Raw genomic sequence first — 18895 nt, 5'->3', positions numbered from 1 at the left:
TTGACATCCGTATCCGTTTTGAATAGCGCGGACAATGACCGATTTAGCGATGGAAATGCAGCCGCCATTTTGGCATTATGGGTATGCGTAAATGCATGCAGAAAATAGTGAGAATGCGAAAATGAATATGAACTGGGATGATATGCAGCTTTTTCATGCCGCAGCGGTGGCTGGTTCAATGACCGGGGCCGCCCGTCGCCTGAACCTGTCGCAGCCGCAATTGTCCCGTCGCCTGCGCCAACTGGAAGATGGCATTGGTGCGCGTTTGTTCGACCGGACGCCGCAAGGCCTCAAACTGACACGGGCCGGAGAAACCCTGTTGCCCCACGCCGAAGATATGCGCAAAGCGGCCGACGCGGTCTACCGCGTGACGCCCAACCTGTCGACCAGAGGTTTGCGAAAGATCCGTCTCTCCGTCGACGACATGCGAATCCAGTTCATCAACCGGCATTTGACCGAACTGGTGGACGCGGTGGGGGATGTCGAGTTGGAGTTCTTCTCCACTCACCAGCATCTCAATCTGGTCGACCGAACCAGCGATTTGCAGATTCGCACCTGCCTGCCAGACACTGACACGGTGATCATGCGCAAACTCGCAGAGCAATCCTATGCGGTCTATGGTCAAAGGGACTGGCTCGCCAAATTGCCCGAACGCAGTATGGCCGAGCATCTCGCCGCCACACCATGGATCGGTTTTTGTGCCGATACCAAATGGTATCCGCAGGAGCATCTCTGGATGGAGGCGCATGTCACGGCGCCCGTGCGCCTGCGTTACAACTGCATTGCCGATTGTCTGGCGGGAACAAAAGCGGGGGTTGGGCTGGCCATTCTGCCGCGCTTCGTTGGGGAGGCTGACGACGCACTGATCAACCTGTCCGGCACTTTGGACGAGATGACCGGGCCGGAGCATGTGATTGTCAATCGGGATTTGCTACGTGAACCGGCGGTCCGCAAGACCATCGACGCTTTGGCAAAGATCTATCGTCACATGATCTGAAGCCGTCGGTTTCGCGCCACTTGCCAGTAAATCATTGAGTGGTTTGCATTTTGAGCCCAGATCGCTATGATGGCGCTGTCCCACTCTGGGCCTTGGCCTAGCCGATCCGTCATGGAAACGGATTGCGCGCCGCCTTTTCAAAAAACCAACAATTGCGCTTCAGCCCGATCTGACTGGGTCTGCTGTGCGCTGAATGGACGTGTCTTCAGACCCGGCTTGTTGTCGTGTCTGCGGGATAGACGTCAATTGAATAGGTGACCGATGACAAGACTTCGTTTGTCCAACTATGAACAGCATCTCAAATGGTTCGCCCTCATGTTGGGCGTGGTCAGCACGATTGGTATCGTGCAGGACTGGTATCCCTATACGATGTTCATCAATCTGCCCTTCTGCATGATCTGGATCTATTGCGCCTGGTTGCATACAGAACGGCAGCTCAAATACATCAATATCGTTTTCAGCTTGCTCTATATCTATGGCATTGGCCGTTACTTCATGCTGGACGCATGATCGTGTCTTGCCGCGGGGAGGGATTAAACCTCCCTGCGATAGATCAGAAAGGCATGTGGAATCATGCCGCTGCGGCCCGGCGCATCAAAATGCACTTCACTGACCATACTCAGTCCTGCCGCCTCAAAAGCCTTGAACTCTCCCAGCATCACAGGCCATGGCACCGTTTCCCATGCTGAACCATCGGGCCGCACACGGGCATAGACCAGCAGGGTTCCTCCGGGTTTTACCAAATCGGCAATCGCTGCAAAGGCAGGTTCCCGCAGGGCATCAAGCAGGGACTGCAACGTATAGCATTCATGCACCAAATCGAAACGGCCAAAATCGGCTGGCAGATCGAACATGTCGGCGACATGGTACTCCACCTTGCTGTCTGGATAACGCTTTTGCGCCCATTCAATTGCATCCTTGCTGACATCAAAGGCGAGGGTCTGATAGCCAGCCTTGGCCAATGCTTCGGCATTTTCTCCCAGTCCACAGGCGACATCAACGGCCCTTGCGCCAGTGGTTGCCGGGTTGGCTGCCAGCCACTCCAGCACCTCCGGTTTGGCATCTTCACTGGTCCATGGTATCTCGGCTTGGTTGCCTGCTGCACGCTGATAGACCGCCTCGAAAAAGGCAGTTCGCTCCTCAAGGCTATAACCATCTTCGATGTCTTCGAACCGCACCATCGTAATCTCCCACTGGTCTCAACACAGCCATTTTGGTCACCGGCTTTCCATCCGGGCTGAAATCATGTAGGCCTCATGGTCGGCCCGTCAAGATGCTTCGGTCAAGGGCTGGTTTGTTTGAGGCAGGGCGATCGCTGGAGGATTTCATGAAACCGACCAATTCCATTTATACAGGTTTGCCGACCACGATTTTTGAAACCATGTCCAGACTGGCCATCCAGCATGGCGCGATCAATCTGGGGCAGGGCTTCCCGGATGAGGATGGCCCGCTCGACATCCGGCAAATGGCCGCTGAACTGCTGATCGATGGGCCAAACCAATATCCCCCAATGCTCGGTCTGCCAGCGCTCAGAGAAGCCGTGGCAGAGGCGAACCGCCGCTTCTATCAGTTGGATATGGATCCAGCCACCAATATTCTGGTCACCTCTGGTGCAACCGAGGCTTTGTCCGATTGCCTCAACGCGTTGATCGAGCCGGGGGATGAAGTCATTCTGATCGAGCCGCTTTATGATTGCTATCTGCCACTGGCCGAGCGGGCCGGTGCGCACGTGAAAAGCGTGCGTCTTGTCCCTCCGGGCTGGAAGCTGGACCGCGCCGAGCTTGAAGCCGCCTTCAGCGACAAGACCAAAGCGATTCTGCTCAACAATCCGCACAATCCGGCGGGCAAGGTCTTTGACCGCGCCGAACTCGAACTGATTGCAGAGCTGGTCACAAAGCATGATGCCTATGCCATTTGCGACGAAGTCTATGAGCATATCCTGTTTGACGACCGGACCCACATCCCGCTGATGACCCTCGATGGCATGGATCAGCGTTGCCTGCGGATTGGGTCTGCTGGCAAGACCTTTTCGCTGACGGGTTGGAAGGTCGGCTACATTTCCGGACCGGCACAGTTGCTTGACCCTGTCGCCAAGGCCCATCAATTCACCACCTTCACCACGCCTCCGGCTCTACAGGCGGCTGTTGCTTTCGGTCTCGCCAAGGAGGATACCTATTATCGGTCGCTGGCCGGTGAGCTGCAAACCAAGCGCGATCATTTGAATGCCGGCCTTGCCGCAATTGGCTTTGCGATGATTCCCTGTGCCGGAACCTATTTTCTCACCGCCGACATCGCCGCCCTGTGCCGTCATAAGCAGTTGCCAATCGATGATGTCGCCTTCTGTCAGGCCATGACCGAGCAAGCGGGGGTGACCGCCGTACCTGTCTCGGCCTTTTATCGGCCCGGACAGCAAAGTGATATCCCCAGCCAATTTGTCCGCTTTTGCTTCTCCAAGCAGATCCCTGTTCTTGATGAAGCCATCGCCCGGTTGTCAAAATGGATCAAGGGGTGAAACCTGCCCCTTGCCTGTCCACAATCGGTTGCGTAAATTGGTCGCAACCGGTCAAAAGACCAGCATAGGGGCAATTGTCTAATGCTAATTGAGGTGGTGACCCGCGCGTCAGCCCCGATTAAAGTCCACACGACTTGATTTCCATTTTTGGCACGTCCGGGCGAGTTGCCTGTCATGAATACAACCGTTTGAACAATCGGGCTTTTTCGCTCGAAATTTGAATATAGGAGCAGTAGGCGACCCATGCGAGTTCTGGTGCTTGGTGGCTTTGGTCTTATCGGATCGGAAATCTGCCGAACTCTGCTCAAGGCCGGGCATGAGGTCGTCAGTCTGTCTCGCACGCCCAAAGATGCCTCTCGCCTGTTGCCGCAGGTGGAATGGCATACCGGAGACATGCGCCGCCTACAGGATCCCGGTGAGTGGCACCACATGCTCATTGGCGTTGATGCGGTGATCAATGCTGCCAGCGCCCTGCAGGATGGACTGTTGGCTGATCTGGAAGCCGTCCATCACCATTCAGTCAAGGCCTGCCTTGATGCCTGTATTGAACGTGGCATCATTCGCTTTGTGCAGATTTCTGCTACGGGCGCCGAACCAAATGCCCCGACACCTTTCATGCGCACCAAGGCTGCCGGTGACGATGCCATCATGGACTCGTCGATTGACTGGGTGATCTTGCGCCCCGGTCTTGTGCTGGCCCCGTCTGCTTATAGTGGCACGGCCCTGTTGCGCCTGCTGGTTGCTTTTCCCTACTGGCAACCGCTGGTCATGGCTGATCGCCGCATGCAGACCGTCCATGTTGAAGAGCTGACCGAAGCCGCCTTGATGGCGATTGAAGGCCGTATTCCGGCCCATGCGGACATCGATCTGGTGGAAGAGGAAACCCATTCCTTCGAGGATCTGGTGCGCGGCATGCGCGCTTGGCTTGGCTTCTCGCCTGCGCGCTACACCATCCGCATGTCGGAAAAATGGGCCGGAGTGATCACGAGCATTGCCAATGGGCTGGGACATCTGGGCTGGCGCTCGCCGCTCCGCTCAACCGCCCTGCAGGTGCTGGAAGGTCATGTCGCTGGTGATCCCACTCTGTGGCACGCCATTTCAGGTCGCTATTGCCGGTCCTATCAGGACACGCTGGGCATTCTGCCAAGCACCACACAGGAGCGTTGGTTTTCCAAACTGTCCCTGATGCTGCCGGTGTTGGTATTGACCTTGTCACTTTTCTGGGTGCTGACCGGGGTGATAACCCTGATCCAGATGCAGGATGCCACCAATCTTCTGGCTGAATCCGGCACCACTTTGTTGCAATCACAGTTCCTGTTGGCCAGCGCCGCGATGATCGACATCGTGTTGGGGGTGGCGATCCTTGTGCGAAATCTTGCCCGACAGGTCTGTCTGGCAATGGTGCTGATGACCATCATCTATTTGGCTGCCGCAACCATTCTGGTGCCTGATCTCTGGGCCGATCCGCTCGGCTCGTTGCTGAAGGCCGTCCCTGCCATGATGCTGGCCCTGATCACCCGCAGCCTGCTGACCACCCGCTAGATGTCAGTCTTTCTTCAAAGGAAGAGAAGGCCAAAGGTCCGCAAGGCTTTCGCGGCAGCGGCCGTGTTTGCCTTCCGTCCGCTCGGCAGCAAACATCGCCGTTAGGATCGCCTCTTCGGTGGCTTCAATCGTCGCACGGAAGAAGGGATCAAGCGCGTTTTCGTGCAAATGCTCGATCATCGTCACCGGATCCTGCGGCATATCATGCGGGATGCGGTTGGCCGTCGTGAAGGCCAGCACGATATCCCCGCTGCCCGAGCCAAACTGCGTGCCGGTCCGTGCCAATCCGGCGCTGGCTCGGACGCAAAGCCGTTGCAATTGCCGTGCGGTGAGGGGAGCGTCGGTGGTAAGGATAATGATGATAGAGCCTTTCTCCTCATCAGCACCTTGCTGTCGTTCAAGCATCCGCCCCACCGGCTGGCCATCAACCACCAGATCACACAGCAAACCCATATTGCAAAGCGTCAGCGCTGCAAGACGATAGGACTGCGGCCCTGCAGGCACAAGGCGTGAGGCCGAGCCAATGCCGCCCTTCAACTCATAGGCGCTCATCCCGGTGCCCGCGCCAATTGCCCCATGCTGACAGTGGCTCAAGCGCTGCACCAAGGCGTCCGCGACATGATCTTGCGTGACATGCAGGCCACGAATATCATTCAGATAAGCACCATCATTGCACTCCATCACCAGTGGGTTAACCGTTCCGGTGGCCTCGCCAATGGCCGGATGGTCGGCCAGCATATGCCGGACCAGCGCCGTTGACGCGGTGCCGACAGACAGCGTGTTGGTGAGGACAATCGGTGTCTCCAATTGACCCAGCTCGGTCAATTGCATCAGGCCGACGCTTTTGCCAAAACCATTGATCACATGGGCAGCAGCAACGCACTTTTCCTCAAACAGTGAGCCTCCATGGGGGTGGATCACCGACACCCCGGTTTGCACCGCACCGTTTGACAAAGTGACATGGCCAAAGGACAATCCAGCAATGTCGGCCATGCTGTTGGAAGGGCCGGGGGTCATTGTTCCGATCCGGATACCAAAATCTGCCGCGTTGCGTTCACTCATCGTCTTGTTGCCCTTTCGGCCTTCAATTGTCTTTCATTTGCGGCGACCCTAGGCAACTGGGCGGGGACGTGCAAGCCAAGGTAAGACAAAACGCACGATTAGTGACACCACACATTTCTCTGGGGACGGATCACAGAAACTTTTGTTGCGGAGGACCGTGAAAGAACAAAATTATTTTGACGTTTACGTCAAAACACGATTGTATGGCGGTCAAACAAATCAAGTGTGACTGGCCTTGGCCTTGATGAGGCGGCGCAGTCCAGAATGGTCGGGGAGGACCTTATGTCAGCAAGCATTGTTGGTTGGGCGCATAGCAAGTTCGGAAAACTCGAAGGAGCGACGGTGGAGTCGTTGGTGGTCGAGGTTGCAACCGAAGCCCTCGCTCATGCTGGTCTTGCGCCTGCGGATGTTGATGAAATCTATTTGGGGCATTTCAATGCCGGTTTCTCGCATCAAGATTTCACCTCTTCGCTGGTTTTGCAGGCGAGCCCCGACTTGCGCTTCAAGCCCGCCACCCGCGTTGAAAATGCCTGCGCCACCGGCTCCGCAGCCATCGCTCAAGGCATCAAGGCGATTGAAGCAGGGCGTGCCCGCAAAGTGCTGGTTGTCGGTGTCGAGCAAATGACCACGACCCCCGGCCCGGAAATCGGCGCGAATCTGCTCAAAGCCTCTTATCTACCCGAGGATGGGGACACCCCGATGGGCTTTGCGGGTGTCTTTGGCAAGATTGCCCATCTCTATTTCGAGCGCTATGGCGACAAGACAGAAGCCTTGGCAATGATTGCTTCCAAGGCGCACAGGAATGGCATGTCCAATCCTTATGCCCAGATGCGCAAGGAATTCCCGTTTGAATTCTGCCGCGACGAAAGCGAGAAAAATCCGATTGTTGCCGGCCCACTCAAACGCACCGACTGCTCGCTGGTGTCTGATGGGGCCGCTGCCGTGGTTCTGTCCGATAACGACTCTGCCAAAAGCCATGATCAGGCCATTCAGTTCCGCGCCAACATTCAGGTCAATGACTTCCTGCCCATGTCCAAACGCGACATTCTGAAATTCGAAGGGTGCCGCACCGCGTGGGCCCGTGCCTTTGAGACAAGCGGATTGACGCTAGCTGATTTGGCTTTGGTGGAAACTCATGACTGTTTCACCATTGCCGAACTGATCGAATATGAAGCCATGGGCCTTGTGGCGGAAGGCGAGGGCGAACGGGCCATCAAGGAAGGCCTTGTGCTCAAGGATGGCAAGCTGCCCGTCAATCCATCCGGCGGCCTCAAATCCAAGGGCCACCCAATCGGAGCAACCGGTGTTTCCATGCATGCCCTGATGGCGATGCAGCTGACCGGAAAGGCGGGTGACATGCAAATTGCCGACGCCAACATTGGTGGCATTTTCAACATGGGCGGGGCTGCGGTCGCCAACTATGTTTCGATCCTTGAGCGTGTGAAATAAGCCAGCAGTTCCAAGACTCAAAAGCTCCGCTTCTTGCCTGCTTGCGGAGCCTTTTTGTTCAAACCGTCTCAATCGCGCTTGTTCTGGAATACGGTCACCGTTAGTCTCCCCGGACTGCAGCTCTGCAATGCTGCCATGATCTCTCACCAAGGAGACCCTTCTATGGCTGTTCTGGTTGAAGTCACACGTGGCGCACGCGTGGAAAGCTGGCATATGGGCGCGATTGCCGTTGTCGATACCACCGGAAAACTTGTGACCTCTATCGGCGACATCGAAAGCCCGGTTTATCCGCGTTCGGCCATCAAAGGCTTACAGGCGCTGCCATTTGTCGAATCCGGTGCCGTTGATGCCTATGGTCTGCCGACTGAAGCCGTCTCGATTGCCTGTGCCTCTCACAATGGCGAGGAAAGCCATGTGCAGACTGTCCATAACATGCTAGCGGCGTGCGGTCTGACGCTGGACGCCATGGAATGCGGTGCCCACAGCCCGAAATACGAGATTGATCAGGCGATCCTGCATCGTGCAGGCATCGAACCAACCGCTGCTCACAACAATTGCTCCGGCAAGCATGCCGGTTTCTTGTGCTTTGCGCAGAAGGCGGGGCTCGATCACCACGGCTACATCAAGGCCGAGCATCCGGTCCAACGGGAAATCCGGGCCGTTGTCGAATCCATGGCCAGCTTCCAGATGGACGAGCATAGCGTCCATGATCTGTGCGGCACGGATGGTTGCTCGATCCCCACCTACGCCATGCCGCTTAAGAACCTCGCACATGCCTTTGCCCGGTTTGGCACCGGGCAGGATCTGTCGCCAGAGCGTGCCAAGGCAGCCAGCCATATCCGCCAAGCGGTGGCAAAGGCGCCTTACATGGTTGCAGGGCATGATCGGTTCTGCACGGGCGTGATGGATATTTTCGGTGAACGGGCTTTCGTCAAGGTTGGGGCTGAAGGCGTCTTTTGCGCCACTCTGCCAGAGCAGGGGATCGGCGTTGCACTCAAATGCTGGGACGGGGCGTTCCGAGCCGCAGAAGTGATGATGGCCGCTGTTATTGATGCCTTCTTGCCAATGAGCGAAGGTGAGGCCGTAGCGCTAGATCGCTGGCGTAGAGACAAGATGATCAACTGGAATGGAATCCATGTCGGTGATGTTCAACTGGCCGAAGGTGTCTTGAGTCATCTCATGCAGAGAAAAACCGCCTAGCCAATTGGGCACGATCGGTTGGGTACGACGCTGAAAAACAGCGTGCAGAAAAACAGGAAAGCAAGATTAATGTTGTCAGAGGTCGGATATCGCTTCACTCATACCATCAGCCGCACGCCGGGCAGCTCGATTGCTGACGGACTGAGGGCTGGCAGCGGACCGGACCCGGATCCAGCCTTGTTTTTGGCCCAGCATCAAGCCTATCTCGATGCGTTGGCCGAGGCCGGGGTGACGACACTCTGTTTGCCTGCGCTTGAAGCCTTCCCGGATTCGGTCTTTGTCGAGGATCCTGCCCTTTGCTTCCCCGAAGGTGCGATCCTGCTCAGGCCTGGTGCGCAGACACGCCTCGGAGAAGCTGAAGCCATTCTGCCGGTGCTGCAAGAGCAGTTTCCAACGGTGATCCAATTGCAGGGGCCGGGCTATGTTGATGGGGGAGACATCATGGTCACTGATCGTGAGGTGCTTGTTGGTCTGTCTGCCCGCACCAACGAAGAAGGATTTGAGGAACTCGCCAAGCATCTCAAGGCGTGGGGTTACAGGCCACGCATGATGAAGACCCCAGAAACCATCCTGCACTTCAAGACAGCCAGCTCATATCTGGGCAGTGAAACGGTTCTGTGCACCCGTGACATGGCCGAAAGCGGTTTGTTCGAAGGCTACAAAACCGTCGTGATACCGCAGGGGGAAGAGGTGGCAGCCAATGCTATTCGAGTCAATGACACCATCCTGATGTCAAAGGGCTTTCCCAAAACTGCAACCTTGTTGCGCAAAACCACGCCTGATGTGCGTGTTGTCGAACTCGACACCAGTGAGGCGGCCCGCGTGGATGGCGGCTTGTCCTGCATGTCCCTGCGCTACTTCAAAGGCTAGCGCCTCGTTCATTCAGACCAGAATATATTCACGCTCGTCTTTCCCGGGGTCCTTGGACGGTTCGGCTGCATCTTTATCGCCCACAAAGTCGGGGTCTGCCAGATTGGGCTGTTCCAAACCGAGAAACTCGTGAAGCAGTCGATTGATATCCTTTGGATAGAAGGGCTTTGGCAGGAAGCAGGCCAAACCGTTCTCGGCAACCTTGTCGTCCATATCAACGTTGCTGGTCGACATCAGCACGATGCGGCATTGGGGCTGCAATCTGAGAATTTGCTTTGCCGTTTCCAACCCGTTCTGAACAGGCATGTTGAGGTCAAGGAAAACGCAGTAATAGGGAATTTTGCGGCAAAGAGACACCGCCATTTCACTGGAGTCGGCCTCCGAGATCGCCAACGCGAACTGGCTCTCGCCAAGGACCTTCATCACGACTTTGCGCATGACGCGCGTATCATCGACGATCAACGCAGGGAGGGGATCTCTGGAAAGGCTGGCCCGTTTCATCACGCGCTCGAGGCTGGGCAGATCAACCGGTGCGACAAGGCAGTCATAGACGGAAGATTCAACAGCATTGACAAACAGGTCAGGGTTCGGAGCATCGACGATCAGTGCAATCACCGTTTCCTCGCCGATGTCGTACAATTGCATCGGCAAGTTCGTTTGATCAACCTCTTCAAAGCTACCGATCAACGCAAGATCATACGGCTGCTTTTGGGCTTTTTTAAACTTGCCCAAACAGTCTTCAAACGTCGTAACTTCTGTCAGGTCAGCAGTCACGTCCAACTGTCTGACAAGCTGTGTCAGCTTGTTTCGGTTGGTCGCGGATTGATCCGCGACCAGAACACGTTTGCTTTGTCGCACCATTGAAACCTGACCCTCTCTGCATGGGTCACACATATAGGTTGAATGCAAACCTATGGTGACTTGCAGATGTCTAAGTTTAGTCCCCCTCTCAAACGATACACGTCTTTTTGGTCAACTTGTAAGAAAAAAATGTCCGCCCAGCGGGCAAAATGTACCAAATAAGATTAGGAACGTTCGCTTCGTAAGCTTGTCAATAGCTGGTTGATGACATTTTCTACCGCGACAGACGCAGGCAGCTCACCAATCTCGACGGCATGCTCAACCTGTTTTAGCAACCCTTGAACGCTGTCATTCTCGTGCAGCATGGCGCGCATGCGATCTTCCAGCATGGCCCACATCCAGCGCACTTGCTGTTCGCTGCGCTTGGTTTGGAACTCGCCGGTTTCCGACAATTTCTCCTGATGCAACTCGACCTGCTTCCACATTTTGTCGAGGCTTTCATTGGCCAGACCGGAAATGGTCATCACCGGAGGGCTCCAGTTGGGGCTGGTTGGCTTCATGATGTGAAGAGCAGTGCGATATTGGGCTGCAGCCTTGCGCGCCCGCGTCCATCCGTCGCCATCTGCCTTGTTGATGGCGATCATGTCGGCAATTTCCAGCACACCTTTCTTGATGCCCTGAAGCTCGTCGCCTGCTCCTGGCAGCATCAGAACGAGGAAAAAGTCCACCATGTCGGCAACGGTGGTTTCTGATTGGCCGATGCCGACGGTCTCAACAAGAATCACGTCATATCCGGCGGCCTCGCACAGGAACATCGATTCCCGCGTCCGGGCTGCCACACCGCCCAGTGTGCCGGCAGATGGGGAGGGACGGATAAAGGCGTTGGTGTCAGTGCAAAGCTGCTCCATGCGGGTCTTGTCGCCAAGAATCGAACCACCTGTTCGGGTCGAGGACGGATCAACCGCCAGAACGGCAACCTTGTGGCCAGCTGCAGTCAGGTTCGAACCCAACTGGTCGATCGTCGTCGATTTGCCAACCCCGGGCACACCAGTGATGCCAACGCGGTGCGCTTTCCCAGAATAGGGCAGCAGTCGGGTCAAAAGATCATGGGCAATCATTCTGTGATCAGGCTTCCGGCTTTCGACAAGCGTGATGGCGCGCGCCAAAGCCGATCGGTTGCCTTCCAGAATTTGCTCCGTCAGTTTCTCCGCATTCAGACGATCAGGTACCATAGCAGTGCTTCCTTGGCCCGCTGCAGCGAGCTTTCATTCGTTTCGGACATCGATAAGGTCGGGTTACGGGGAACCCCTTTCCAGCGAGGGCGTTGAATCGCCTCCCAATGGATGTTCCCTATTGGTCTAACGTATAAAAGAACGATTGTCTGCCTGACCAAATGGACCAAGTGCCTCAAGGGTGTCAGGGGAAAATTCAGGATATGAGTGGATAAAATCAATAAGTAACTGGAATAGCGATAGAATCGCGTGTCGGGTCGGGTACGGTCATTGCACTGTCCACGTCACAGGCACTTTGGGGACGCATAACGACCCGATCCCCTTCGGTTGCGACCGCATAGGGTTCAAAAATCAGTTGGCCCTGCTGGCCGCCATTGCCAGAAACCGGCAATTCAGCGCGGAAACGCATCATGTTCCCCGCCAGACCATAAGGTGGTAGTGACGGCAACAACTCAATCAGTGCTTCTGTGACGATTTGACCGGTCTTGTTATCAACAAGAGTGAGGTGGAACCCATCACACCAACTGCCCGGAACCTCCCCTTCAATCAGCATGTCGCCCCCCAGCTCGGCATTCTCCCTTACCCCGTCCAGATTGACGCTGGCCGTTGAAAAACCGGTTGCCGTATGACGCGAGACCAACATGGCATCGCCTTCAAACAGATCAGCATAGGAGGCATCTAGGGAGGCGGCAAAGATCGCTGTCGGAATATAGACCGCATAGGGGCCATCAGCCTCGGCCCCGAGCAGACCGGGATTGAAATGGAAGGTCAGTCCGGCAATCTTGCCGGACAGTTTTGAGGGCACCAGCGTGAAGGTGTTGAGCAGATCAAGATCCGGGTTGAGATCCTTCAACCATGAATCCTGTTCGATGCTGATTGTCGTACCAAGGCGTATGGACTTCTGGCGCACGATATCGGCGCGCATATAGGCAGCTATCAGATTGATCGTGGCCTTCAATGCGTCATCATTCTGGCTTCCGAACAAATCGCGCAAACCAAAGGCCTGCTGTGAGCGGTGATCGAAGTTGAAGCTCAAAAGCTGAACATGCTTGTGTGCATCGCTCTCGGTGATGGTTTCCTTGAGAAACAGCGAGCTGAGCTCCGAGGACGAAAAGCGGTCTTCCACCCGACCGGAAATAACCCGTTTCGGTCGATCTGTCCCGCTCGTGTTGCCCGGATTGGCTTTCTGCTGCGCGCGCAGCTCCTGCCATTGCGAAAGGGCTCTGTTTTCCAGTGTTCCACGCAGAATTCTGCTGATCCAAGGATGCTCTACCAGAGCATTCGGCATCAGATAGGAAATCGAGGTATCTTGCGCATAAAGAAGGAAAGGACGTTGCTCGGTGAAAAGCACTGAAAAGCGCTGCCGTAAGCGGGGACCTTGCGGCACAATATTCGGTGCGCCGTCTTGTCGTGTATCCTTGGCTTCGGCTGTTGCGTCTGATGGTTCGAGCTGGCTTGTCGCCGCCGGTATGTCGGGGGCCTCTCCGACCGAGTCCTGCATTTGGCTTTTGTCGAGCGTGGTGGGCACATTCTCAAGGACAGGACTGGTCAGCGCCCGTGGCATGCTCTCAACTGGCACTGCCGGATCCGATGCGGTCTCCGATTTTCTCTTTGTAGCATCCGGGCCTGAAAGCTCGTTCTGCTGAGCCGGGGCAGCCTCAGTCCTGTTCTCAACCAGTTTGGCTGGCGACGGCTTGAGCGTCGGGGTGGAAGGCAATAGGTCAATGCCCAAATCCTGGGGTGGGTCTTGCACCATAAAACTGACCGGTTCTGCCAGTCCATCGGCCAATGCAGTGCCGTTGAGCAGCAACCCGCCCAGCAAGGTCAGGGACAAAAACAGGCGAGCGGCACGGCTGGTGCCATGCGCATCCATGCATTTGCCCTGATTGATCACTGCAAGCGGATTTTGCATTTGGGAGAAGGTCCGATCCGAAAAGAAAAACACTTTAACTATAAACATGCATCTGCACATAAATGAGGCAAGGCCCAATGACGCTCTTTTGCTCACCTTTTAAACACTTTAGGCCGCAAGGAGGAGGATTGGGAGAGAAAATTGGATCAAGGTGTCCAAAGAATGCGTTGCAGGGTGGCCTGATCAAACTGATTGGCAGGAGGCAAACGGTCAAATGGGCCGGTGAAGCCGGAGATCGCGAAAATCAGCGTGACTTTTTCGGTGTTGGCCGCCTTGCAAATCCCCATGCCGCGCCAAAGACCAGTGCCGACCCGGCAGGCACTGCGTGGCAGACGCGATTGCGCAAAGGACATGCCAAGACGCTCGCCATTCGGTCCGGCCACCGCATCGCCAACGCCATGAACAACGCCGATCTTGCCGCCCGTGCCTTTGAAAATCTGAGCCATCTGCAAGCCATTGAGAAAGGCCGCATACGTCCATTGCGTTCCAGTTTCACCAGCGGTCTGGATCGTTTCGATCTGATAGCCCGGCATGGCGGCGCCAATAGCCTTTGGCCCATAGCTGGTCTCAGATGTCAGGCCCGCAACGCCTGCATCGGTCACACTCAACACTGCCTTGGGGGGCGGTGCTGCACCCTGATTGCCAATCGGCCCCATGGAAACACCGCAAGCTGCAAGCGTTGCGCTGACAAACACGAATGCCGCAGGGCGCAGAATTTTAGTAAGGAATGCACGCATGAACTGAACTGACTGCTTTCTTCTTTTGTTTTGATGGCCGCTTGAGAAACGCCCATATCCGGCCAATGACGGGCCTGACAACGTCGGGTCAACGGTTCGCTCAAGACCGTTAGAACGAGAGCCTAACACCAAGGCCCTCCGGGTGAAAGTAGTCATGGCCGTCCAATGGGGATAAGCAAGGGGTTAACCATCATATTTGGATTGATCTTGACTTAATATGCGGCTTACATTCAACAAATCACGTAAAATGGCGCGATACCAAGCCCTTCACGTTCTGTTACCCGGGAACGGTGGCAGTCTCAAGACAAGGAATGACACGCATGCTTAATGATACTGTTGCTGAAAAACTCAATGCTCAAATCAATAGCGAGCTGTTTGCCTCTCACCTCTATATGTCGATTGCGGCCTATTTCGCCTCGCTCGATCTGACCGGCATGGCAAAATGGTTTCAGGCCCACTCGATTGAAGAGCATGAGCATGCCCGCAAACTGTTCGACTTCATGGAAAAAAGAGGCGGGCGCATCACCATCGGCAAGCTGGACGCACCCAAGGCGGAGTTTGACTCACCTGCGGATGCCTGGAAAACAGCGTATGAACATGAGAAGCATGTAACGGCCGCCATTCATGATATTTTCTCTGCCGCTGCAGAGGCTCGCGAATATGGCACCACGGCCATGCTGCAATGGTTTCTTGAGGAGCAGGTCGAGGAAGAGGATACCTTCCGCCGCAATTACAAATTGGCGCTGGCTGCGGGCGATGATGAGTGGAATCTTCAGGATATGGATGACCGTCTGGGGCAGCGAGCGCCAGCCCCGATGATCGAAGAATAAGCATGGCTTTGCCACAAAGGAACACAAAAAAGCCGGGCAACGCCCGGCTTTTTTGTCTTTCAATCAAGGCGATCAGGCATCAGCCAACGATGCAATCACCCGTGCCCAGGAGCGAATGCCCTTGTGGTAGCTCTTGAGATTATACTTCTCGTTTGGCGAATGGATATTGTCCTCGTCAAGCGCAAATCCGATCAGCATCGAATCCATGCCCAAAATCGTCTTGAACTCACCGACGATTGGAATCGAGCCACCCATGCCCATCAGAATGGCATCCTTGTTCCATTCATCCTTCAGGGCTTGCGCCCCTTTGGCCAGTGGCGGGAAGTCCGGCGACAGGCTGTGCGCTGGTCCAGCACCATGCTCTTCGAAGGTTACCGTACAGTCAGCCGGGACGCGCGCCTCGACAAAGGCTCGCAGATTGTCGCGGATCTTGTCTGGATCCTGCTGGCCCACCAGACGGCAGGAGACTTTTGCTGACGCCTTGGAAGCAATAACCGTCTTGAAGCCATCGCCGGTATAGCCACCCATAATGCCATTGAATTCGCAGGTTGGTCGCGCATTGATCTGTTCATAGACGCTGTAACCGGTCTCACCGGCCGGGATCGACAGATCAACTTCACCAAGGAAGCTCTTGCCGTCAAATGGCAGGGCATCCCATTGTGCCTTGACCTCTGGGGTCAACTCCTGCACGCCTTCATAAAAGTCCGGGATCTGAACGCGGCCATTCTCGTCATGCAAGTCGGCAAGGATTTTGCTCAGGATGCGGATCGGATTGGCAGCAGGCCCACCATACATGCCCGAATGCAAATCGCGGTCAGCCGCTGTGATGATGATTTCCTCACCAACCAGGCCACGCAACATTGTGGTGATGCTTGGTGTATCCGCATCAAACATGCCTGTATCACAGACCAGAGCCAGATCTTTTGACAGCTCGTCCTTGTTTGCATGCAGGAACGGCAACAGGCTAGGGGAGCCGCTTTCCTCTTCTCCCTCAAACAGGAAGGATACCGCCAGCGGCAGCGAGCCCGCAACGGCCTTATAGGCGCGGCAGGCCTCAACAAAGGTCAGCAACTGTCCCTTGTCGTCCGATGTGCCGCGGCCCATCATCATTTTTACGCCTTTGCGCTCAACGATGGTTGGCTCGAACGGATCGGTGTTCCAAAGGTCGACCGGATCGACCGGTTGCACATCATAGTGACCATAAAACAGCACACTGGGACCGGTTTTTTCTGCTTGGTCAGCATCATGGGCAACGACCATCGGATGGCCGGGTGTGTCCCGTACCTCTGCCGTGAAACCGATGCCATTCAGCTCGCCCGCCAGCCAGTCAGCGGCTTTTCTGCACTCGTCATTATAGGCTGGATCCGTCGATATGGATTTGAACCGCACCAGCGCTTCAAGACGGGACAGGGACTCATCGATATGAGCATCGATATGATCAAGTACGGCATCAAGTTTAGACATCGAACATCCTTGTTGGATTATGTGAGTTCGTCGGGGGGAGGGGCGCAAAGAGCCCAATTGGGAAGAGGTCAATCTAACAGCAAGATGCCTCACTTGCCAGACAGCGGGGAGTGCTTTTTCCGTCTCATGCACCGGCGTAAGGGAATCACTTCCAGTCTGAGGTAGCCAAATTGAGACTTGGGTGTAGTCAAAAGTAGCATGTAATTTGCGTCTTTTTCTAAAGTTAGTATATTTCGCAAATAAGATAATTATAATATAAAGACGCCATAAAAGACCGAAAGGTCAGTGAATTTGACCGTTATGTCATGGAATTTTTGCTCTGAATTTACCTAAATAACTCAGTATTTCAGAGGGTTAAGCCTGTTTTGTGGCCCCTGCTATTCCGCAGGGCAGCTGTGCGACACGTGCGGCTGGTGGTCGCAAGACCGGGCTTTGCCAAACAGAGTGATGTGAATATGGCATAATCAAAGTGCAACTCAGGGGCGTTCATCCTTCCGCTGCGCACCGCGCATGGAGCGGGTGTCACCCCTCAACAGGCTCAGCACGGGAGGATCCAGATGTCCCAAATGCTCAAAGCGCTCACCCGCCCATCGCGCCGGGATCTGCTCAAATTAACCGCAGGCAGTGGTCTTCTTCTGACGGCAGCGGCCGCAGCATCCAACAGCAAGGCGCAAACCAAGACCAAGGCTCATATCGTTATCGCCGGTGCTGGGGCTGCCGGTCTTGCCGCGGCCAACCGGCTGGCCAAGCAACTGGATGGGGTGAAAATCACCCTGATTGATGGTCGCAAGCGTCATCTTTATCAACCAGGTTTCACGCTGATTGCCGCAGGCCTCAAACCCGCCAACTATTCCGTTTCCTCCACCCGAGAATGGATGCCATCGGGGGCGGAGCTGATCGAGGAAGCCGTTGCGGAGTTTGACCCGGAAGGCAACAAGGTCATCACCCAGAGCGGCAAGGCCATTGCCTATGACTACCTGCTGGTCACAACCGGTTTGATGCTGGATTTCGATGCCATCGAAGGCTTCGAAAAGAGCCTCATCGGTAAGGACGGCATAGGGGCGGTCTATGCGGGGCCGGAAGAAGCTGAAGCCACATGGCGAGAAATGGACCGCTTCACCGATAAAGGCGGCGTCGGTCTTTTCTACCGACCAGCGACCGGTATGAAATGTGCCGGTGCGCCACTCAAATATACCTTCCTGACCGATGATCGAGCCCGCCGCAAAGGAACACGCGGCAAGATCGAAGTCCATTATGCCGCGCACAATAATGGCTTTTTCGGTGTGCCGATCGTCAATGAAAAGCTGCGCATGCTATTTGCCGACCGCGGCGTCAAGCCTGTCTTCAATCATGTGCTCAAAGCCATCGATCCGGGCAAGAAGATCTGCACCTTTGCCACACCGGACGGTGACAAGGTCATGCCTTATGACTTCACCAACGTCATCCCGCCCATGCGGGCACCCGACGCTGTGTTGAACAGCCCACTGCCGATCCATCCGGGCGATATGGCCAAAGGCGGCTGGGTGGATGTCGACAAATACAATCTGCGCCACAATCGCTTCAAAAATGTCTGGGCGGTTGGCGATGTTGCAGGCGTGCCAAAGGGCAAAACCGCAGCCTCGGTCAAATGGCAGGTACCGGTGGCGGTCGATCACATAATTGCCGACATCGAGGGCAAGACGTCCGACGAAGTCTATAACGGCTATACCTCTTGTCCGCTGATTACCAAGATCGGACGGGCGATGCTGATCGAGTTTGATTACAACAACAATCTGGTGCCCAGCTTCCCCGGTGTCATTGCACCGCTGGAAGAACTCTGGATTTCCTGGTTGATGAAGGAAATTGCGTTGAAAGCCACTTATTTGGCCATGGTGCGCGGCCGCGCCTAACCCTCGGCAAAGGAGTTGAAACAATGAAAGAACTGACACTTTCCACCCTGCTGGCGGTTTTCGAGGAAGTTTTCGGCCCCGCCCTTTTCTGGGCGCTGGTTGCACTGGCAGTCATCGGCCTGATCGCCTTTCTTTATGTGCTGTTCCGGGAAAGGACACTCGCTTCGGGGCGCTTCCTGCGTTCCGAGATTCTCGGCGTCATTGGTGGCTTTGCGGCCATTTGGTTCGTCCAGACAATGACCTCCTCAGGCTATGGAGACATTGGTGGCCCGATCGATCTGATTATCCTCGCCTTGATCTGGATTGCCGGAGCGGTTGGTACGGTCATGGTGGCCTACACGCTTCAGGGACTGCTATTCAGCAACACCAAAGCCTGAGCAGTCTCTGACTTGAGAAAA

The 18895-nt window shown here is 55.4% G+C and carries 17 protein-coding genes; 10 read left to right on the top strand and 7 right to left on the bottom strand.

The genetic code is table 11. The features are described from left to right. Positions 1-121: 121 nt before the first annotated feature. Positions 122-997 (top strand): LysR family transcriptional regulator, encoded by an 876-nt coding sequence (locus tag FDK21_RS14045; protein WP_171022092.1) that lies wholly within the window; start codon positions 122-124, stop codon positions 995-997. 261 nt (positions 998-1258) lie between these two features. After that, positions 1259-1507 (top strand): peptidase, encoded by a 249-nt coding sequence (locus FDK21_RS14040; protein ID WP_114010130.1) that lies wholly within the window; start codon positions 1259-1261, stop codon positions 1505-1507. A 23-nt stretch (positions 1508-1530) separates the two neighbouring features. Here FDK21_RS14040 and FDK21_RS14035 read toward each other — a convergent pair whose 3' ends face one another. After that, on the bottom strand, positions 1531-2178 hold the full coding sequence (locus tag FDK21_RS14035) for a class I SAM-dependent methyltransferase (RefSeq protein ID WP_138149222.1): 648 nt from the start codon (positions 2176-2178) through the stop codon (positions 1531-1533). 146 nt (positions 2179-2324) lie between these two features. Here FDK21_RS14035 and FDK21_RS14030 point away from each other — a divergent pair, with 146 nt between their 5' ends. Both FDK21_RS14030 and FDK21_RS14025 read left to right on the top strand, forming a co-directional pair. Further along, complete coding sequence (locus FDK21_RS14030; RefSeq protein ID WP_138149220.1) at positions 2325-3509, top strand: aminotransferase; 1185 nt, start codon at positions 2325-2327, stop codon at positions 3507-3509. Positions 3510-3752: 243 nt separating this feature from the next. Then, positions 3753-5051, top strand: a complete 1299-nt coding sequence (locus FDK21_RS14025; protein WP_138149218.1) for an SDR family oxidoreductase — start codon at positions 3753-3755, stop codon at positions 5049-5051. A gap of 3 nt (positions 5052-5054) precedes the next feature. On the opposite strand, the gene FDK21_RS14020 is transcribed toward FDK21_RS14025, so the two are convergent. Then, on the bottom strand, positions 5055-6113 hold the full coding sequence (locus tag FDK21_RS14020; protein ID WP_138149216.1) for a P1 family peptidase: 1059 nt from the start codon (positions 6111-6113) through the stop codon (positions 5055-5057). Positions 6114-6395: 282 nt separating this feature from the next. Between FDK21_RS14020 and FDK21_RS14015 the strand changes: the two genes are divergently transcribed. The 3 genes from FDK21_RS14015 to FDK21_RS14005 all read left to right on the top strand — a co-directional run bounded on the left by FDK21_RS14015 (position 6396) and on the right by FDK21_RS14005 (position 9632). Further along, positions 6396-7562 carry an acetyl-CoA acetyltransferase gene (locus FDK21_RS14015; RefSeq protein ID WP_138149214.1) on the top strand — a complete coding sequence of 389 codons (1167 nt, stop codon included), beginning with the start codon at positions 6396-6398 and terminating at the stop codon, positions 7560-7562. Positions 7563-7724: 162 nt separating this feature from the next. After that, the gene (locus FDK21_RS14010; protein WP_138149212.1) at positions 7725-8762 is read left to right on the top strand and encodes an asparaginase; all 1038 of its coding nucleotides are present in this window, start codon (positions 7725-7727) and stop codon (positions 8760-8762) included. Between the two features lie 69 nt (positions 8763-8831). Continuing rightward, positions 8832-9632: an arginine deiminase family protein gene (locus tag FDK21_RS14005; protein WP_138149210.1), complete on the top strand. Its 801-nt coding sequence runs from the start codon at positions 8832-8834 to the stop codon at positions 9630-9632. 12 nt (positions 9633-9644) lie between these two features. Here the strand turns inward: FDK21_RS14005 and FDK21_RS14000 are convergent, their stop codons facing one another. The 4 genes from FDK21_RS14000 to FDK21_RS13985 all read right to left on the bottom strand — a co-directional run bounded on the left by FDK21_RS14000 (position 9645) and on the right by FDK21_RS13985 (position 14314). Then, positions 9645-10277, bottom strand: a complete 633-nt coding sequence (locus FDK21_RS14000; protein WP_157967700.1) for a response regulator — start codon at positions 10275-10277, stop codon at positions 9645-9647. 380 nt (positions 10278-10657) lie between these two features. Next, the gene (meaB, locus tag FDK21_RS13995) at positions 10658-11665 is read right to left on the bottom strand and encodes a methylmalonyl Co-A mutase-associated GTPase MeaB (protein ID WP_114010137.1); all 1008 of its coding nucleotides are present in this window, start codon (positions 11663-11665) and stop codon (positions 10658-10660) included. Between the two features lie 217 nt (positions 11666-11882). Continuing rightward, positions 11883-13577 (bottom strand): RsiV family protein, encoded by a 1695-nt coding sequence (locus FDK21_RS13990; protein WP_138149208.1) that lies wholly within the window; start codon positions 13575-13577, stop codon positions 11883-11885. A gap of 146 nt (positions 13578-13723) precedes the next feature. Next, positions 13724-14314 (bottom strand): DUF1131 family protein, encoded by a 591-nt coding sequence (locus FDK21_RS13985; RefSeq protein WP_114010139.1) that lies wholly within the window; start codon positions 14312-14314, stop codon positions 13724-13726. A gap of 320 nt (positions 14315-14634) precedes the next feature. Here FDK21_RS13985 and FDK21_RS13980 point away from each other — a divergent pair, with 320 nt between their 5' ends. Further along, on the top strand, positions 14635-15144 hold the full coding sequence (locus tag FDK21_RS13980; protein ID WP_138149205.1) for a ferritin: 510 nt from the start codon (positions 14635-14637) through the stop codon (positions 15142-15144). A gap of 72 nt (positions 15145-15216) precedes the next feature. Here FDK21_RS13980 and FDK21_RS13975 read toward each other — a convergent pair whose 3' ends face one another. Next, positions 15217-16608: a dipeptidase gene (locus FDK21_RS13975; RefSeq protein WP_138149203.1), complete on the bottom strand. Its 1392-nt coding sequence runs from the start codon at positions 16606-16608 to the stop codon at positions 15217-15219. Between the two features lie 557 nt (positions 16609-17165). Between FDK21_RS13975 and FDK21_RS13970 the strand changes: the two genes are divergently transcribed. Next, positions 17166-18497, top strand: coding sequence for an FAD/NAD(P)-binding oxidoreductase (locus FDK21_RS13970; RefSeq protein WP_246657585.1), 1332 nt, complete (start codon positions 17166-17168; stop codon positions 18495-18497). 23 nt (positions 18498-18520) lie between these two features. Further along, positions 18521-18874, top strand: coding sequence for a DUF5368 domain-containing protein (locus FDK21_RS13965; RefSeq protein WP_138149201.1), 354 nt, complete (start codon positions 18521-18523; stop codon positions 18872-18874). The last annotated feature ends 21 nt before the right edge of the window (positions 18875-18895 follow it).

The sequence above is a fragment of the Cohaesibacter sp. CAU 1516 genome (genome assembly GCF_005771485.1).
In the GTDB taxonomy this organism is placed as follows: domain Bacteria; phylum Pseudomonadota; class Alphaproteobacteria; order Rhizobiales; family Cohaesibacteraceae; genus Cohaesibacter; species Cohaesibacter intestini.
This window is presented reverse-complemented; position numbering and strand designations above follow the sequence as displayed.

What these genes read in the sequence shown, in the direction of transcription:
- FDK21_RS14045 (WP_171022092.1), top strand. Translation starts at nt 122, where the DNA reads ATGAATATGAACTGGGATGATATGCAGCTTTTTCATGCCGCAGCGGTG.
- FDK21_RS14040 (WP_114010130.1), top strand. Translation starts at nt 1,259, where the DNA reads ATGACAAGACTTCGTTTGTCCAACTATGAACAGCATCTCAAATGGTTC.
- FDK21_RS14035 (WP_138149222.1), bottom strand. Translation starts at nt 2,178, where the DNA reads ATGGTGCGGTTCGAAGACATCGAAGATGGTTATAGCCTTGAGGAGCGA.
- FDK21_RS14030 (WP_138149220.1), top strand. Translation starts at nt 2,325, where the DNA reads ATGAAACCGACCAATTCCATTTATACAGGTTTGCCGACCACGATTTTT.
- FDK21_RS14025 (WP_138149218.1), top strand. Translation starts at nt 3,753, where the DNA reads ATGCGAGTTCTGGTGCTTGGTGGCTTTGGTCTTATCGGATCGGAAATC.
- FDK21_RS14020 (WP_138149216.1), bottom strand. Translation starts at nt 6,113, where the DNA reads ATGAGTGAACGCAACGCGGCAGATTTTGGTATCCGGATCGGAACAATG.
- FDK21_RS14015 (WP_138149214.1), top strand. Translation starts at nt 6,396, where the DNA reads ATGTCAGCAAGCATTGTTGGTTGGGCGCATAGCAAGTTCGGAAAACTC.
- FDK21_RS14010 (WP_138149212.1), top strand. Translation starts at nt 7,725, where the DNA reads ATGGCTGTTCTGGTTGAAGTCACACGTGGCGCACGCGTGGAAAGCTGG.
- FDK21_RS14005 (WP_138149210.1), top strand. Translation starts at nt 8,832, where the DNA reads ATGTTGTCAGAGGTCGGATATCGCTTCACTCATACCATCAGCCGCACG.
- FDK21_RS14000 (WP_157967700.1), bottom strand. Translation starts at nt 10,277, where the DNA reads ATGCAATTGTACGACATCGGCGAGGAAACGGTGATTGCACTGATCGTC.
- meaB (WP_114010137.1), bottom strand. Translation starts at nt 11,665, where the DNA reads ATGGTACCTGATCGTCTGAATGCGGAGAAACTGACGGAGCAAATTCTG.
- FDK21_RS13990 (WP_138149208.1), bottom strand. Translation starts at nt 13,577, where the DNA reads ATGCAAAATCCGCTTGCAGTGATCAATCAGGGCAAATGCATGGATGCG.
- FDK21_RS13985 (WP_114010139.1), bottom strand. Translation starts at nt 14,314, where the DNA reads ATGCGTGCATTCCTTACTAAAATTCTGCGCCCTGCGGCATTCGTGTTT.
- FDK21_RS13980 (WP_138149205.1), top strand. Translation starts at nt 14,635, where the DNA reads ATGCTTAATGATACTGTTGCTGAAAAACTCAATGCTCAAATCAATAGC.
- FDK21_RS13975 (WP_138149203.1), bottom strand. Translation starts at nt 16,608, where the DNA reads ATGTCTAAACTTGATGCCGTACTTGATCATATCGATGCTCATATCGAT.
- FDK21_RS13970 (WP_246657585.1), top strand. Translation starts at nt 17,166, where the DNA reads ATGTCCCAAATGCTCAAAGCGCTCACCCGCCCATCGCGCCGGGATCTG.
- FDK21_RS13965 (WP_138149201.1), top strand. Translation starts at nt 18,521, where the DNA reads ATGAAAGAACTGACACTTTCCACCCTGCTGGCGGTTTTCGAGGAAGTT.